Source organism: Pseudomonas sp. ANT_J28, assembly GCF_008370005.1.
Taxonomy (GTDB): domain Bacteria; phylum Pseudomonadota; class Gammaproteobacteria; order Pseudomonadales; family Pseudomonadaceae; genus Aquipseudomonas; species Aquipseudomonas frigoris.
This window is the reverse complement of sequence record NZ_VOBM01000007.1, coordinates 57704-73068: the sequence shown is the minus strand read 5'-3', so window position 1 is coordinate 73068 and position 15365 is coordinate 57704. Positions and strand designations below refer to the sequence as shown.

At 59.8% G+C, this 15365-nt stretch carries 12 protein-coding genes and 2 pseudogenes; 2 read left to right on the top strand and 12 right to left on the bottom strand.

The window, feature by feature from the left end; genetic code table 11:
* Nucleotides 1-32: 32 nt before the first annotated feature.
* The 5 genes and pseudogenes from FQ187_RS06480 to FQ187_RS06455 form a co-directional block, all read right to left on the bottom strand.
* A complete protein-coding gene (locus FQ187_RS06480; protein ID WP_149628848.1) occupies nucleotides 33-1529 on the bottom strand; it encodes a sensor domain-containing diguanylate cyclase in 1497 nt (498 codons plus the stop codon).
* A 236-nt stretch (nucleotides 1530-1765) separates the two neighbouring features.
* A pseudogene (locus FQ187_RS06470) lies at nucleotides 1766-2410 on the bottom strand (two-component sensor histidine kinase); the annotation flags it as partial.
* Between the two features lie 19 nt (nucleotides 2411-2429).
* Nucleotides 2430-2615, bottom strand: a pseudogene (locus tag FQ187_RS06465) (DNA-binding response regulator); the annotation flags it as partial.
* A 9-nt stretch (nucleotides 2616-2624) separates the two neighbouring features.
* Entirely contained in the window at nucleotides 2625-5726 is a 3102-nt protein-coding gene (locus FQ187_RS06460; RefSeq protein WP_149628847.1) for a multidrug efflux RND transporter permease subunit, read from the bottom strand.
* Nucleotides 5723-6883, bottom strand: a complete 1161-nt coding sequence (locus FQ187_RS06455) for an efflux RND transporter periplasmic adaptor subunit (protein ID WP_149628846.1) — start codon at nucleotides 6881-6883, stop codon at nucleotides 5723-5725. The genes FQ187_RS06460 and FQ187_RS06455 overlap by 4 nt, the downstream gene beginning before the upstream one ends.
* A gap of 313 nt (nucleotides 6884-7196) precedes the next feature.
* Here FQ187_RS06455 and FQ187_RS06450 point away from each other — a divergent pair, with 313 nt between their 5' ends.
* Entirely contained in the window at nucleotides 7197-7454 is a 258-nt protein-coding gene (locus FQ187_RS06450) for a hypothetical protein (RefSeq protein WP_149628845.1), read from the top strand.
* 157 nt (nucleotides 7455-7611) lie between these two features.
* On the opposite strand, the gene FQ187_RS06445 is transcribed toward FQ187_RS06450, so the two are convergent.
* The 5 genes from FQ187_RS06445 to norR all read right to left on the bottom strand — a co-directional run bounded on the left by FQ187_RS06445 (nucleotide 7612) and on the right by norR (nucleotide 12025).
* Complete coding sequence (locus FQ187_RS06445; protein ID WP_149628844.1) at nucleotides 7612-8361, bottom strand: YkgJ family cysteine cluster protein; 750 nt, start codon at nucleotides 8359-8361, stop codon at nucleotides 7612-7614.
* A gap of 83 nt (nucleotides 8362-8444) precedes the next feature.
* Nucleotides 8445-8771, bottom strand: coding sequence for a hypothetical protein (locus FQ187_RS06440; protein ID WP_149628843.1), 327 nt, complete (start codon nucleotides 8769-8771; stop codon nucleotides 8445-8447).
* A gap of 42 nt (nucleotides 8772-8813) precedes the next feature.
* Complete coding sequence (locus tag FQ187_RS06435) at nucleotides 8814-9272, bottom strand: N-acetyltransferase (RefSeq protein WP_149628842.1); 459 nt, start codon at nucleotides 9270-9272, stop codon at nucleotides 8814-8816.
* Between the two features lie 27 nt (nucleotides 9273-9299).
* Nucleotides 9300-10202 carry a chemotaxis protein CheV gene (locus FQ187_RS06430; RefSeq protein ID WP_008147551.1) on the bottom strand — a complete coding sequence of 301 codons (903 nt, stop codon included), beginning with the start codon at nucleotides 10200-10202 and terminating at the stop codon, nucleotides 9300-9302.
* A 272-nt stretch (nucleotides 10203-10474) separates the two neighbouring features.
* Entirely contained in the window at nucleotides 10475-12025 is a 1551-nt protein-coding gene (gene norR, locus FQ187_RS06425; protein WP_149628841.1) for a nitric oxide reductase transcriptional regulator NorR, read from the bottom strand.
* Between the two features lie 157 nt (nucleotides 12026-12182).
* On the opposite strand from norR, the gene hmpA reads away from it, so the two are divergent.
* Nucleotides 12183-13364, top strand: a complete 1182-nt coding sequence (gene hmpA / locus FQ187_RS06420; RefSeq protein WP_149628840.1) for an NO-inducible flavohemoprotein — start codon at nucleotides 12183-12185, stop codon at nucleotides 13362-13364.
* A gap of 52 nt (nucleotides 13365-13416) precedes the next feature.
* On the opposite strand, the gene FQ187_RS06415 is transcribed toward hmpA, so the two are convergent.
* Together FQ187_RS06415 and FQ187_RS06410 are read right to left on the bottom strand one after the other, a co-directional pair.
* Nucleotides 13417-14073 (bottom strand): transcriptional regulator, encoded by a 657-nt coding sequence (locus tag FQ187_RS06415; RefSeq protein WP_129441407.1) that lies wholly within the window; start codon nucleotides 14071-14073, stop codon nucleotides 13417-13419.
* A gap of 92 nt (nucleotides 14074-14165) precedes the next feature.
* Nucleotides 14166-15293: an FAD-binding oxidoreductase gene (locus FQ187_RS06410; protein ID WP_149628839.1), complete on the bottom strand. Its 1128-nt coding sequence runs from the start codon at nucleotides 15291-15293 to the stop codon at nucleotides 14166-14168.
* Between the last annotated feature and the right edge of the window lie 72 nt (nucleotides 15294-15365).

Sequence of the window (15365 nt, the reverse complement as noted above, 5' to 3'; positions counted from 1 at the left end):
GGTGGCCTTTTTTTATGCCTGCGGGAAAGGCCTCAGTCCGCAGCGACGACCCGATTACGCCCACTTTCCTTGGCCTGATACAGCGCCTTGTCCGCTGCAAACAATAGCTGTTCCAGACTGATCTCGGCGGAGGTGGTCCAGGTACTGATACCGATACTGACAGTAATCGGTGACTCGGCACCTGGCACCGGCGGCAATTGCTCCACTGTCGCTCGGATGTGTTCGGCAATCTGTTGCGCACCCTGGCTGTCGGTTTCCGCGAGAATCACCGAAAACTCTTCGCCGCCGTAACGGGCGACCAGATCCGCTGGTCGCCTCACATTGTCGGAGATCACCTTGGCCACCGAGCGCAAGGCATCATCACCACCCTGATGCCCATGTCGATCATTGAAGGCCTTGAAGTGGTCGGCATCAATCATTAGCAGCGATAACGGCTGGCCGGAACGTTGAGCGCGGAACCACTCATGACGCAGGACCTGAACCAGCGTTCGGCGGTTGGCCAGGCCGGTCAAGGCATCGGTGGCCGCCAGTTGCGCCAGTTCCTGTTCGGCGTGGTGGCGCAGGCGCAGTTCCCGGCTGAGCAGCCAAGTCAGCCAGAGCAAGCCGATGCACAGCGCAATAGTCGCAACGCTAACCACTACCGTCGTACGCTTCCACGAGGCAAACACTTCATCACTGGACAGTGCAACGATGACGATTAACGGCAAGTTGCCCACCTTGGAGAACGTGTACAAGCGATTATCCGTGTGGCGGCTTGAAACACCGGTGAAGCTGCCGTTGCCTTCTTTGACGATGCGCTGAAAGTTGGGACGGTTGCTGAAGTCCTTGCCAATCAACTCTTCGGCCAGGCGGGGTTCCTGAGCCAGAAGAATACCGTCCGAGCTGATCAGGTTGACCGAGCTGTCACGACCGATGCTCAAGCTGTTGAACAGTTGATCGAAATAACTCAAGCGCATGGCGGCTTCGGCCACGCCAAGAAATTCGCCCTGTGAGCCGCTGACCCGGCGACTGAAGCTGATTCGCCATTCATGTTCAGCCTGTCTGGAACGGAAGGGACGGCTGATGAGCATGCTCGGATCACGATTGGTCACGTGCGACTGAAAGTATTCGCGGTCAGCAAAATTGCCCTTTCTGGGCTCTACCGAGGCCGAGTCAGCAATCACGTCGCCCTTGTTGTCCAGCAACAAAATGTCGCCCTTGTATGGCGCGGCAGTGGCACGGTCAAACAAGGCCAGATGGCGGATGGCAGGGGAAACGCTCTTGAGGTCTTCACGCTGCGAGGCAGCGATCAAGCCGAGCAAGGACAGGTCATAGAGTTCGACATTGCGCAGCACGTCTGCGTCGATCAATTGCACGATATTGGTTGCTGCGCGAGTGGCAGACTGTTCAGCATTGGCGCGTTCGCGAATGAGCAGGAACACCACGATGCTCGATATCGCAATCACCAGCAGCAAACTGCCGAGAACCAGAAGCCGCTCCGATCGCGTCGACCGGATCGGATTGTGAGATGTTGCACTGCTCACACTCATGGTTCTGACTTCTGCTAATGAGGCGTTATGAAAGTGTTTTGCAAGACTCAGGCAGAATCCCAGAAACCGTTTGCGTTCGGAGCGCCTGTATAAATCCCGGATAAAAAAAAGGCCAGCAAAACATGCTGGCCTTTTACTTATTGAAGCTTAGAAGACATTGAGCGGGTAGTCGAAGATCACCCGGTATTCATCGGTGTCCTGATCCAGCGCGCCGTAGCCGGTGCCGCCACGGTTGGTCGCCCATTGCAGGCGCAGCGCGAGGTTTTGCTTAGCAGATTAATCAACGCCCGGCGCAGATGAGCAATCTCGATCCGCACCTGAGCATCACCACTGACCTGCACCTGAACCTGAGCGTCTTCAAGAATGAAATCCAGATACTCCAGCGTCGTCGCCACTTCATCGGCCAGCGACGTGGAGGTCAGCTTGGTGGGTTTGCTGCCCTGATCCGCACTGGCGAGGAACAGCATGTCGTTGATGATCGAGCGCATGGGCGGTAGCGGCGACAACTGCAGGCGACCGGACAACAACGGCGGTGCCAGCCGCTGGGCTTCCTGGGACAACTTGATCAGCGGCTTGAGACCGATCCGCCCCACCCAATAACCGAGGGCCGACGCCAGCAACACGCCGATGATCGCCAGGCTGATCAGGGCAATCAGCAAAGGGTGCTGAGTCTGCAAAAACGTCTCGATGTCGATGCCGATCATGAAGCGCAACGGCGGGCGCTGGTTCTTGGCCGGGAACTGGCTGACCAGCACTTTCAGCGGATAAGGCTGATCTGGCAGATTCAAGTCGCGCATGCCCAGCGGGCCTTCGGGAAAGGCGCGGACCTGCGGCGTCAGGTTGCCGTATTCGTAGTGCGGATCACCGCTGACGATCCAGAAACATGCTCACCTGCACCGGTTCATGGCCACCGCTGCGGCGGGTCAGCGCTAGCAGGCGCGCCACCAGTTCGAGGAAGGAAAACGGTTTGCCAAGGTAATCGTCGGCACCGTCGCGCGCCAGGTCCACGGTGTAACCCTGTTCCGTCAGACCGCGGTGCAGATAATCCGCGGTTTTTTCCTCGTCTTCGATAATCAGAACGCGCATGACCCCACCTCAGTCTGTGGTCGCCAGCGCCGGTACGGGCGCAGGTTTGGGCCTATGGAATAGCCGCTCAAGCCACAAGTATATGACCGGAGTGGTGAACAACGTCAGCGCCTGGCTCACCAGCAAGCCGCCGACCACCGCGATGCCCAATGGCTGGCGCAGTTCGGCGCCGGTGCCGTAGCCGAGCATCAATGGCAGCGCGCCAAGCAGGGCGGCGAGGGTGGTCATGATGATCGGCCGGAACCGCGTGATACAGGCCTGGTAGATCGCTTCTTCCGGCGGCAGCCCGCCCTTGCGCTGCGCTTCGAGCGCGAAGTCGATCATCAGGATGCCGTTCTTCTTCACGATACCAATCAGCAACACCAGCCCGATCAGCGCCATGATCGAAAAGTCCTGCCCGCAGATCCACAACATGATCACCGCTCCGAGACCTGCGGAGGGCAGCGTCGAGATGATGGTCAGCGGATGCACGAAGCTCTCGTAAAGCACGCCGAGAATGATGTACACCGCCACCAATGCCGCCAGGATCAGCCATGGCTGACTGGCCAGCGAACTCTGGAACGCCTGGGCCGCGCCTTGGAAGTTGCCGCTCATGGCGGCCGGCATGCCGATGTCGGCCTTGGCCTGGTTGAGCATGATCACCGCATCGCCTAGCGCCACGCCGGGCGCGAGGTTGAACGACAGGTTGGCGGCCGGGAACATGCCGTCATGGGCGATGGACAGCGGACCCACGGTCGGCGCGTCGAATTTTGCCAGCGCCGACAGCGGCACCATTTCCCCGCTCAGGGGCGAGCGCAGGTAGAAATAGTTGAGGCTTTCGGCCTTGCCGCGCTGCTTGGTGTTCAGTTCCAGAATCACGTTGTACTGGTTGATCTGGGTCTGGAATTCGTTGATCTGCCGCTGGCCGAAGGCGTCGTACAGCGCTTCATCGACATCACTGGCAGTCAGGCCGAAACGCGCGGCGGCGCTGCGGTCGATGCTGATGTGGGTGATGCTGCCGCCCAGTTGCAGGTCGTTGGAAATGTCACGGAACGCCGGATTGGCGCGCAGTTTTTCCGTGAGGCGCTGGGTCCAGGTGCTGAGGACTGCACCGTCATTGCTCTTGAGTACATATTGATACTGGGCGCGGCTTGGGCCGGAACTTAGGTTGATGTCTTGCCCGGCGCGCAGGTACAGCACGATGCCCGGGACTTTCATCAGTTGCGGACGAATCCGGTCAATGAACTGGCTGGCGGAGACGTCGCGGTCGCCGCGCTTTTTCAGGGAGATCCAGAAGCGACCATTGGCGATGGTCTGGTTGCTGCCCGAAACGCCGACCGAGTGGGAAAACGCTGCGACCGCCGGGTCCGCCGCGACGATTTCGGCCATCGCCAGGTGTTTTTTCACCATGTCGCCGTAGGAAATATCAGCGGCGGCCTCGGTGGTGCCGAGGACAAAACCGGTGTCCTGCACCGGGAAGAAGCCTTTGGGGATAAAGATGTAACCGGCGATGGCCAGACCGAGGGACAGGCCGAACACGCCGATCATCAGCTTCTGGTGGGCGAGGGCGCGGCGCAGAAGTTTTTCATAGCCTGCCAGCAAGCGTTCGCCAAACGTAGGTTTGCTGTGGGCGTGATGCACCGGCGCACGCATGAACAGCGCAGCGAGCGTCGGCGCCAACGTGAGTGAGACCACCACCGATATCATGATGGTCGAGGTGGCGGTCAGGGCGAATTCCTTGAACAGCCGCCCGACCACGCCGCCCATAAACAGCAACGGAATAAACGCCGCCACCAGCGAAAAGCTGATCGATACCACGGTGAAACCAATCTCGCCGGCACCTTTGATTGCCGCCTCGCGCATGCCGTCGCCAGCCTCAAGGTGACGGTGAATGTTCTCCACCACCACAATCGCATCGTCGACCACAAACCCCACGGCCACCACGATCGCTACCAGCGTCAGGTTGTTCAGGCTGAAACCCATGATGTACATCAGGGCGAAACTGGCGATCAGGGACACACCGAGTACTGCGGATACGATCATCGTCGCCGACCATTGGCGCAGGAACAGCGCCATCACCGCCACCACCAGCATGATCGCGATCAGCAGGGTGACTTCCACTTCGTGCAGCGAGGCGCGGATGGTCTGGGTGCGGTCGACCAGCACTTTGACCTGCACTGACGCCGGCAGCATGGCTTCGAGGCCGGGCAGGGCGGCCTGAATGCGATCCACGGTTTCAACGATGTTGGCGCCCGGCTGCCGGGAAATCACCAGGTTCACCCCAGGCTTGTCACCGGCCCAGGCTTGCACGTAGGCATCTTCCGAACCGTTGACGACTTTCGCCACATCCTTGAGGTGAACCGGGGCGCCGTCCTTGTAGGAAACGATAAGTTGGCTGTATTCCTCAGGATGGAACAACTGGTCGTTGGTCGACAGCGTCGAAATGCTCGACTCACCGTACAACGCACCTTTGGCCAGGTTGAGGCTGGTGTTCTGGATCGCCAGACGAATGTCCGCCAGGGTCAGGCCGATGGCAGCCAGTTTGTCAGCCGAGGCTTGAACGCGGATCGCCGGACGTTGCTGACCGGTGATGTTGATTTGGCCTACCCCGTCGATCTGACTGATCTGACGGGCGAGCAGGGTTTCCACCAAATCGCTGAGTTCGGTGCCGGGCATCTGGGTCGAGTTGACGCTGAGGATCAGTACCGGGCTGTCGGCCGGGTTGACCTTCCTCCAGGTCGGCAAGGTCGGCATGTCTTTAGGCAGTTTGCCGGCGGCGGTGTTGATCGCGGCCTGAACTTCCTGAGCGGCGGTGTCGATGCTCTTGTCGAGGGTGAATTGCAGGGTCAGGTTGGTCGAGCCCAGCGCGCTGCTCGAGGTCATTTGGGTCACGCCGGGGATGGCGCTGAATTGCACTTCAAGCGGCGTGGCCACCGATGAGGCCATGGTCTCCGGACTGGCACCGGGCAATTGCGCCGCGACCTGGATGGTGGGGAATTCGGCTTCCGGCAATGGCGCGATGGGCAGGCGCGGGAAGGCGATGACACCGAGCAGTACCAGTGCAAAGGTCAGCAGAATCGTCGCAACCGGATGGCCGATGCACCAGGCAGAGACCGAGACATGGTCCTTCATGGTTTCGGCTCCGATTGGACCACTTGCGACGGGTCGGTCAGTACCTGGACGGTCGAGCCCGGTTTGAGCCGCGACTGTCCATCGCTGACCAATATGTCGCCAGGCTTCACGCCTTTGATGATGTCCTGTCCACTGCCTTGATAGACCATTTGTACGGTGACGGTTTCGACCTTGTCGCCGTTGACCCGGTACACGAAATGTTGATCGAGACCGCGTTGTACGACGGTGGGCGGCACCACCAGCGCATCTTTATCCAGCGCTGTCTGAATTTTTACCGTCACCAGCAGGCCCGGCCAGAGTTTTTGCCCGGGGTTGTTGAATTCAGCTTTGGCGCGAATGGTCCCGGTGTTGGCGTTGATCTGGTTGTCGATCAGGGTCAAATGACCCTCGCCGAGCAGGTTGCCGGTTTCGCCGTCAGTGTCGGCGCCGATGTAGGCCTTCACCTGAGCATGTTCCTGATCGTTGATCAGACCCTGCAGGGTCGGCAGCATTTGCTGTGGCAAGGAGAACTCCACGGCGATCGGGTCGATCTGGGTCACTGTGAACAGGCCTTGAGCGTCGGTCATGCGCAGGAAGTTGCCTTCATCCACCGTGCGAATACCGACGCGACCGGTCACCGGGGAGCGAATCTGTGTGTAGGAAAGCTGCACCTGAGCAGCGTCGATCGAGGCCTGGTTACCTTGGGCGGTGGCTTTGAGTTGGTTGACCAGGGCTTGTTGCTGGTCATAAGTCTGCTTGGATACGCCGTCGTCCACGCTCAGTAGCTTGTAGCGCTTGAGGTTGACCAGCGCGACTTGCAGCTGCGCCTGGCTTTCGCCGAATTGCGCCCGGGCCTGATCGAGGCTGGCGCGGATCGAGCGGTCGTCGATGGTGGCGAGCAGGTCGCCTTTGTTCACCAGTTGGCCTTCCTTGACCAGGATTTTGGTGAGGATGCCGTCGATTTGCGGGCGCACTACCACGCTGTGCAGCGACAGCACCGAGCCGATGCCGCTGACGTAGCGGGGGACGTCTTTTTCGGTGACGCTGACGACCCGTACGGGAATGGCGGTCGGAGCGGCCAGTTTTGCCGTGGCGGGTTTGGTGGCGTACCACAGGCCCAGCGCTGCCAGAACGATCAGAAGGGCTGCGAGCAGGGCGGGTTTTTTCTGAATTCGCATGCGAGTGGGGCGCCGGGCTAAGTGGTCGGGGTCTTGTCAGGTTTATACCCTCCTTTATAAACCTGTTCGCCCGTCAGGAAGGTGATTGCTAACTGACGGCGCTGTCAGTTTGGACCTCTGCGGATCGACGCCTATCCCCCCGTAGTTGCCGGAGGCTGCGATCTTTTGATCTTGGCGGCCAGGTAGCCGACCAAGACACAAAACCCGACGGACTCGCTTGCGGCTTGAAGCTTGCAGCTTCCGACACAGGTATACTGCCGCCTTTCGCGGCTCGCTGACTGGGCCCGACTCTATTGCATCACCCGGAGCTTTCATGACTTCCCCGACACAACCGCCGGTTGCCGACGCTTTGAGCGACGACCAGGCAGACCTGCCAGACAGCGTCGACTCCAGCGCAGACAGCGAAACCAAGGTCGCGATCCCTGCGTTCAAGTTCCCGTTCAAACCGGGTGAGTTGGCTGGTGCGAAGAACGCCAGCCAGCCCTGGTACAAGAATGGCGCCAAGAATGGCCACACCAAGACGCCGGGCGCGGCGCCTCCTGGCACTCGTCGCTCAATGGGTAAACGCTGAGTTTTAAACGCTGCGGTGCCTGATCTACCGTCTTCGCGAGCAAGCTCGGCTCCTACAGTTGATCTCTGTGAGATACAGATTTTGTGTACAGCGCAAATCCACTGTAGGAGCTGAGCTTGCTCGCGAAGAGGCCATCAAAGGCAATACACCTTCTGGATCAAGCCGCCCGCAGCGAAATAAACGCATAGTTCACGGGCGTATCTGTCGCCACGTGCGCACCCGTCGCCAGCACTTGCCCGGCAATGTCCTCGCCCGACACATGAAACAACCAGTCAGCGCCAGACTCAGCCACTGGCTGCGCCGCAACCTTATCGATGACCCTCGCAAACGCCGTCATGTCCGGCAGATAAGCAGTAAAGCCATCGCCCTTCAGTGCTGTAGTCCGAATCCCCAGCAACGCGCAAATCGCATCCTTGGTCCGAATGTCATCGCGATCCGCCTGGCGGGAGCGCTGGATTAATCCGACCAGTTCCTGATCCACCAATTCACCACCCACAATCAGATCTGCTCCCTTTTCCCACGACTCGGGAGGACATTCCTTCACAGCAATGTTCAGGGGGATGTGCGGATTGATTTCCATCGGGTAGATACGGCACACCAGCGGCCGGCGTTCGTAGATGCGGCAGAGGTTGTCTTCGTCAAGATTCCGGCAAGGACCGACGTTGTAGGCGGCAAAGGTGATGGCTATGTATGCCTCGGATGCGCCGCTTCGAACCCTCACCGAACGGCGTTCGGCGTGTTCGCGTTGCTGCACTGGCAGGCCCAGGCCATTGCCCAGGAAACCTTCCACCAGCACGATCACTTGACCGCCATCGGCCGCCCACATCCGGGCTTCGGGCAGGGTCAGGGGCACGTGGTGGTCGTTGCAGCATTTGCCACAGCCTACGCAGGAAAACATCGTATTCATTGAACGGCCAGTCGCATAAAAGGACATGAAACGGCGACAGAATGCCGCCGCATAGGCCGCTATCGAAGCAAGTTATGCGCCAGTCATTGCGCCTTGGCGGTGGGACGGATGGAGTCCCATTCGGTGACGTAAGCGGTTTTGCTTTTCTTGTTATAGAGACACAGTTCGTTGCCTTGCTGGCCTTTCATGTGTTTTTGCGGGTATTGGCCTTGCAACAGAAGTGCGGTGTAGCCAACCCGGTCATCGAACTGCGCGGCGTTGCCGATGGGTTTGGCATCTTTCAAGCCGCTGGCCTGGGTGCAACTGGCGAGCACGGCTTTGTCGTAGGCGGCCCAGGCGTCGGGGCTGGAGGCGTGGGCCTGGGAGGCGAGGGCGGCGAGACAGAGGAGGGTAAAGGTCGAGCCTTTCATGTTCGGCATCCTTGGGTGGGTATTGACCAAGGTCTGAGTATGTCAGGCCGGAACCGGTTCCCGGCGGACTACCCGCATTCCGGCGTTTTCATACAAACGCTGCGCCCGAAGGTTGTCTTCCAATACCTTCAAATCCACAAAACCTTCGCGCCGTTGCTGAAACACTTTGAACGCTTGCAGTAACAATGCACGACCCAAACCCCGTCCTTGAGCCCGCGGATGCACCACCAGGTTCTTGATGTAGGCGCTGGTCCAGCACTGGCACACGCCGACGATACCTTCGGTGTCCAGAGCGATGAAGCACAGGGTCGGGTCGTATTCCGGATCGGTTTCAAATCGCTGCTGCCAGACGTCCAGTGCCGGCACGCGACCGCCACCTTGCTGATAACCCAGTTCCATCAAACGATGAACCGCTTCAGCCCGTTCGGGGCGGTATTCACTGAGGACGATTCCCTGAGGCCAAGTGATCGCAGGCACACCTTCAGCGAGGTTGCGCCGCATCAGAAAGCAGAAGTCCTTGTTCAAGCCTCAATGACCTTGTTCAGCGACAGCCTTGGCTGCTTCGATCAGGCACTTGGTCAGTTCTGGCGAGGAGAACTTGGTCAACACCGCGTTCGCACCGGCAAGACGGGCCTTTTCGCTGTTCATCGCGCTGTCCAGAGAGGTGTGCAGCAGAACATAGAGGTGCGAGAAGTCCGGGGTTTCACGCAAGGTGCGGGTGAAGGCGTAGCCGTCCATTTCAGACATTTCGATGTCCGAGACGATCAGGTTGATCTGCTGGGCCGTGCCTTGCAGGTCCAGCAGGCAGTCGATGGCTTCCTTGGCACTGCGGGCGGTGTGGCATTGCAGGCCGAGGTTGCGCAAGGTGTGAACCGATTGCTGCAACGCAACCTGACTGTCATCGACCACCAGAATCCGCGCGTTGCCGAGTACTTCGGCGTCTTCCATGCTCAGTTCGGTCGGGGCCGTTTCGATCTGCGCCGGGGCGATGCCATGGATCACTTTTTCGATGTCCAGCACCTGTACCAACGTGCCGTCGACCGAGGTCACGCCAGTGATGTACGAACGCACGCCGCCAGAGCCAAAGGGCGGCGGACGAATGTCGGTGGTCAGGCAGTGGACGATCTTGCTCACCGCTTGAACGTGCAAACCCTGCTTGGAGCGGCTGACATCGGTGACGATCAGGCAACCACCGTTCGGGTCTTCCAGCGGCCGTTCACCGATGGCACGGCTGAGGTCGATCACCGACAACGATGCACCGCGCAGGGTGGCGATGCCTTTGACGTGGGGATGCGACTCCGGCAGCTTGGTCAGCGGCGGGCAGGGAATGATTTCACTGACTTTCAGCAGGTTGATCGCCATCAGCTTGCCGCTGCGCAAGGTAAACAGCAGAAGCGAAAGTGAATCTGCGCGGGCTTTGTTTGAAGACATAAAAACCTTCTGTGGAAAAAGGTGATGGGCGATCGCGAGGATCGCCAACAGCTATCGATGCCGGGTTATCGACTTGTTGTGGGCAGGCTTTAGGGTTATTCCCCGGTATTGCCGACCAACGCGATCCTGTGTAGCAGCTGCCGAAGGCTGCGTCCGGCTGCGAAGCAGTCGTAAATCCCGATCCCTCGGTGCACCAGATATAGCGCGGTGAATGGTTTGGCGAGGACTTCGTCCTCGGACGCAGCCTTCGGCAGCTGCTACAAGGGATCGCGTTATTTCATTCCCAGGCGTTTGGCCATCCTTCCAAGATTCGCCCGATCCAAGCCTAGCTCACGCGCCGCACTCGCCCAATTGTTATGGTGCCGTTCCAGACAGGCGTTGATCAGTCGACGCTGATAATCCTCGGTCGCCGCCCGCAAGTCTCCCGAGACCAAAGCAGCAGGGCTGACAGGGGCTGGCTCGGTTGCGAGCTCAACGCTGCCATTGGGCAAATCCAGATCCGCCGCGCTCAAACTGAGAATCTTCGGCCGCTCCTTGCAATTACCCAGCGCCTTCAAGGCACTGCGGCCAATCAAGTGCTCCAACTCCCGCACATTGCCCGGCCATGCATACGCCAGCAATGCAGCCTGCGCATCGCTGTTCAGGCGCAGGCTGTTGAGGCCCATACGCGAGCGGTTCTGCTCCAGGAAATAGCCGCTGAGCAGCAACACATCCCGCCCACGATCACGCAGTGCTGGCACCAGCAACGGATAAACGCTCAAGCGGTGATAGAAGTCGGCACGGTAGCGGCCGCTGCGCACTTCCTCGGCCAGGTCGCGATTGGTCGCGGCAATCAGACGTACGTCCACCTGATGTTCTTTATCCGAGCCCAATCGCTGCAGCTGACCACTTTGCAGGACTCGCAGCAATTTGGCCTGGACGGTCAGGGACAGCTCACCGACTTCATCGAGAAACAGCGTGCCGCCATTGGCCAGTTCAAACTTGCCGCGCCGATCGTTCATCGCGCCGGTGAAGGCGCCGCGGACGTGGCCGAACAATTCGCTCTCCACCAGCGTGTCCGGCAGCGCGGCACAGTTGAGGCTGATGATCGGCTTGTCGGCCCGGGGCGATGCGGCGTGGATGGCTTGGGCGACCAGTTCCTTGCCGACCCCGGTTTCGCCGGTGATCAGCACGGTAAGATCGCTGCCGCCCACCAGATTGATTTCTTCCACCAGCCGTTTGTGGGCCTTGCTCTGGCCAATCATCTCGCGGTTCTGCTGGCCGCTGGCTTGTCGGTAGACCTCGGCTCGCTGATGTTCGTCTTCGACACGATTGGCCAGGCGTTCGATGCGCTCGGCGGCGTTGACCGTGGCGGCGGCGAGGCTGGCGAAGGCTTCCAGGGCATCCAGTTCGATCGGTTCGAAGCGCTCCGGATCGAGTGCGTCGAGGGTCAGCAAACCCCACGGACGCTCGTCGATAAACAGCGGGCAACCCATGCAGTCGTGGACTTCCAGATGCTCATCGAGGCCATCGACCAGTCCGTCGTAAGGGTCGGGTAAGTCGCTGTCGGCGGCGAAACGAGTCGGGCCGGGACTGCTGAGCAGCGCTTCGAAACGCGGGTGTTCGCTGACTTTGAAGCGTCGACCGAGGGTGTCGGTGCTCAAGCCGTCGACGGCCAGTGGCACCAGCCATTCGCCATCAAGGCGCAGCAGGGCCGCAGCGTCGCACGGGAGCAAGGCGCGCATGGCTTCGAGCAAGCGCCGATAACGCTCGCCTTCGGGGAGTTCGCGGGACAGGTCGGAGACCAGTGGCAGCAGGGTGGTTAGCAAGGCTTTTGCAGTCATAGTGACTCCATGTAGTCGGTATGACTATAAGTCAGTGTGTGTCGATATGACTATAAAGAATTTAAGGTGTTGATTTTTAAGATTTAATTATCTGGCACGGAAACTGATAAGTACAAGGCAGTCAGTTAGCAAATCCAAGTAGATCAGGAGTCGCCTTATGCTTAGCGTTCAAGACCGTGCAATCGTCAAATCCACCGTGCCCTTGCTGGAAAGCGGTGGCGAAGCATTGATCACTCATTTCTACCGCATGATGCTCTCCGAGTACCCGGAAGTCCGCCCGCTATTCAACCAGGCCCACCAGGCCAGCGGTGATCAGCCGCGCGCTTTGGCCAACGGTGTCTTGATGTATGCGCGGCACATCGACCAGCTCGACCAGTTGGGCGACCTGGTGGCCAAGATCATCAACAAGCACGTGGCCCTGCAAATCCTCCCGGAACATTACCCGATTGTCGGCGCCTGCCTGCTGCGAGCCATCTCCGAAGTGCTGGGCGACGAGATCGCCACACCTGAAGTGATGGCCGCCTGGGGGGCTGCTTATGGTCAATTGGCCGACATCCTGATCGGCGCCGAAACCAGCATCTACGACCAGAAGGAGCAGGCACCGGGCGGCTGGCGCGGGGCGCGGGAATTCATCGTGGTGGCCAAGGTCGAGGAGAGTACGGAAATCATCTCGTTCTACTTCGAACCGGCGGACAAAGGCCCGATTCTGACGGCAGAGCCAGGCCAGTACATCGGTATGAAACTGATCCTCGATGGCGAAGAAATTCGTCGTAATTATTCGTTGTCAGCCTTGGCCAACAAGGGCCAGTACCGGATTAGCGTCAAACGTGAAACCGGTGGTCGCGCCTCCAATCATCTGCACGATCAATTGCATGTGGGCTCCAGTATCCAGCTGTTCCCGCCATCGGGTGAATTCACCCTGACCGAAAGCGACAAACCGTTGGTGCTGATCAGCGGTGGCGTTGGCATTACTCCGACGCTGGCGATGCTCGAAGCGGCGCTGGCGACCGAACGGCCGGTGCACTTTATCCACTGCGCGCGTAACGGTAGCGTTCATGCTTTCCGCGACTGGATCGATGGCTTGGCCGAGCGTCACCCGCAACTCAAACGCTTCTATTGCTACGACGAAGATGATGGCGTGAGCCCGGCGGCGCACAAGGTTGGCCTGTTGAGCCAGGAGCAACTGGGCGAGTGGTTGCCGCAGCAGCGTGACCTGGACGCTTACTTCCTCGGACCTAAAGGCTTCATGGCGGCGGTCAAGCGTCACCTGAAAGCGCTGGATGTACCGGAGAAGCAAAGCCGTTACGAATTCTTCGGGCCGGCTTCGGCGCTGGAGTAACGCTAACGCCGTGTACTCTGTGGCGAGGGAGCAAGCTCCCTCGCCACAGGTTTCAGCCCTTCAGTTCTTTCAAATGTTTGTACACCGTTGCCCGCCCCATGTTCAGCACGTTTGCCACATAGTTGGAGGCGCTTTTGCCTTTGAAGGCGCCCTCGGCGTGCAGTGCCAGCACCAGTTCGCGTTTATGGTCACGGGTCAGCAGGTTCAGGCTCAGCTGACGTTCGCGCAGCCAGGCGTGGAGGAAGGTGTTGATGCGCTCCTGCCAGTCATCGCGAAACAGCGAGTCCGGTTGCGGAATCAACTTGCTCGGCGACAGGAACAGGTCCAGCGCGGCCTTGGCATTTTCGAACAACGAAATATTCAAATTAATGCACAGCACCGCCAGCGGATGACCTTCGCTGTCGCGCAGCACACTGCTCAGGCTGCGAATCTTCTGGCCATCCCAATTGAGCTTTTCGTACGGCCCGATGTTTCGTTCGCTGATATCGTCGCTGAGCATGTCCTCCAGCGCCGAGTCGTCACCGATTTCCCGTTTGGACAGGTTGTTGGCGATGTAGTCGACCTTCTGGGTACGCAGGTCGTGCAGCACCACCTCGGCGTGAGGAAAGAACAACGTGGCGATGGCATCGGCGATCGCGCGGAAGTTATCCAGCGGTGAGCTCTTCAATGCAGAGTCATCACCGGCCGGTTCTTGTTCTTGGGCGTTCATAAAGTGGAGCTCCAGACAGCATCAGCGCCCCGTCAAAAAGGGGCGCTGGAAGTTTGCCGCAATCGAGTCGACACGTCACCTGCGTCCGAAAGTCAGCCCAGTCGAGCGGGGGAGAGCATCCCGGGGTTCAGACCGAAGCGAGTCAGTTGTTCGGGCAAGGCTTCACCGCGTACCAGTGCAGCGCTGGCCTGGCCCATGGCCGGCGAGGTCTGGATGCCATAACCGCCTTGTGCCGCTACCCAGAATAGCCCCGGCACCTGCGGATCGAAACCGGACAGCAAATCACCGTCGCTCACGAAACTGCGCAAGCCCGCCCAGGTGCGGGTCGGACGGCGGATGGTCAGGGTAGTGGCTTCTTCGATCTGGTAGATGCCCATCGCGATGTCCAGCTCTTCGGGCTGCACGTCGTGCGGTTCTACCGGGTCGGCGTTGGCTGGCGAGCCGAGGAACATTCCGGCATCGGGCTTCATGTAGAAGGATTCATCGAGGCTGACCAGCATTGGCCAATGGTGGATGTCCACGCCCTCGGGGCCGGCGAAGATGAACGCCGCACGGCGCTTGGGTTGCAGGCCCAGCGGTTTGGCACCGGCGAGCTCACCGATTTTGTCGGCCCAGGCACCTGCCGCGTTGATGATGATCGGGGCGCTGAAGGTCTGACCGTTGGTTTGCACGTGCCACACACCTTCGGCGTCACGGGTCAGGCTCAGGACTTCGCTGTCGGTATGAACTTCGCCCTTGTTGCGTCGGATACCGCGCAGGTAGCCCTGGTGCAAGGCATCGGTGTCGATGTCGCTGGCGGTCGGGTCGTAAATCGCACCATGGACTTTTTCCCGACGCAGAATCGGCAGGAGCACGCAGGCCTCGTCGGCGCTGAGCCGCTGCATCTCCGGCACCGTGGCTTTGGCGCTCAGGTATTGATTGTTCAGTTCGTCCGGGTCGCCGGTGAAGTCCACGGTCATCTCGCCACGCGGGGTCAGCAGCGGGTGTTCGCAGAAACCGGCTGGCGGCGCGTCGAAGAAGTCGCGGCTGGCTTGGGTCAACGCCCGAACCTGCGGTGTGCCGTAAGCGGCGGTGAACAATGCGGCCGACCGTCCGGTGGAATGGTAGGCCGGATGGGATTCGCGTTCGAGCACGATCACTCGGGCGTGCTGCGACAGCCAGAAACCGGTGGAAGCGCCGGCAATCCCGCCGCCGATGATGATGAAATCTGCCTGGCTCATGAACGTCTCCTGTGGGGCGTAAATGCCGAATGTGTGGATGGCCCTTGTGGGAGCGGGCTTGCTCGCGAAAGC

Bases quoted from the DNA above. Each gene is read 5' to 3' on its own strand.
- FQ187_RS06480 (WP_149628848.1), bottom strand. From the start codon at position 1,529: ATGAGTGTGAGCAGTGCAACATCTCACAATCCGATCCGGTCGACGCGA.
- FQ187_RS06460 (WP_149628847.1), bottom strand. From the start codon at position 5,726: ATGAAGGACCATGTCTCGGTCTCTGCCTGGTGCATCGGCCATCCGGTT.
- FQ187_RS06455 (WP_149628846.1), bottom strand. From the start codon at position 6,883: ATGCGAATTCAGAAAAAACCCGCCCTGCTCGCAGCCCTTCTGATCGTT.
- FQ187_RS06450 (WP_149628845.1), top strand. From the start codon at position 7,197: ATGACTTCCCCGACACAACCGCCGGTTGCCGACGCTTTGAGCGACGAC.
- FQ187_RS06445 (WP_149628844.1), bottom strand. From the start codon at position 8,361: ATGAATACGATGTTTTCCTGCGTAGGCTGTGGCAAATGCTGCAACGAC.
- FQ187_RS06440 (WP_149628843.1), bottom strand. From the start codon at position 8,771: ATGAAAGGCTCGACCTTTACCCTCCTCTGTCTCGCCGCCCTCGCCTCC.
- FQ187_RS06435 (WP_149628842.1), bottom strand. From the start codon at position 9,272: ATGCGGCGCAACCTCGCTGAAGGTGTGCCTGCGATCACTTGGCCTCAG.
- FQ187_RS06430 (WP_008147551.1), bottom strand. From the start codon at position 10,202: ATGTCTTCAAACAAAGCCCGCGCAGATTCACTTTCGCTTCTGCTGTTT.
- norR (WP_149628841.1), bottom strand. From the start codon at position 12,025: ATGACTGCAAAAGCCTTGCTAACCACCCTGCTGCCACTGGTCTCCGAC.
- hmpA (WP_149628840.1), top strand. From the start codon at position 12,183: ATGCTTAGCGTTCAAGACCGTGCAATCGTCAAATCCACCGTGCCCTTG.
- FQ187_RS06415 (WP_129441407.1), bottom strand. From the start codon at position 14,073: ATGAACGCCCAAGAACAAGAACCGGCCGGTGATGACTCTGCATTGAAG.
- FQ187_RS06410 (WP_149628839.1), bottom strand. From the start codon at position 15,293: ATGAGCCAGGCAGATTTCATCATCATCGGCGGCGGGATTGCCGGCGCT.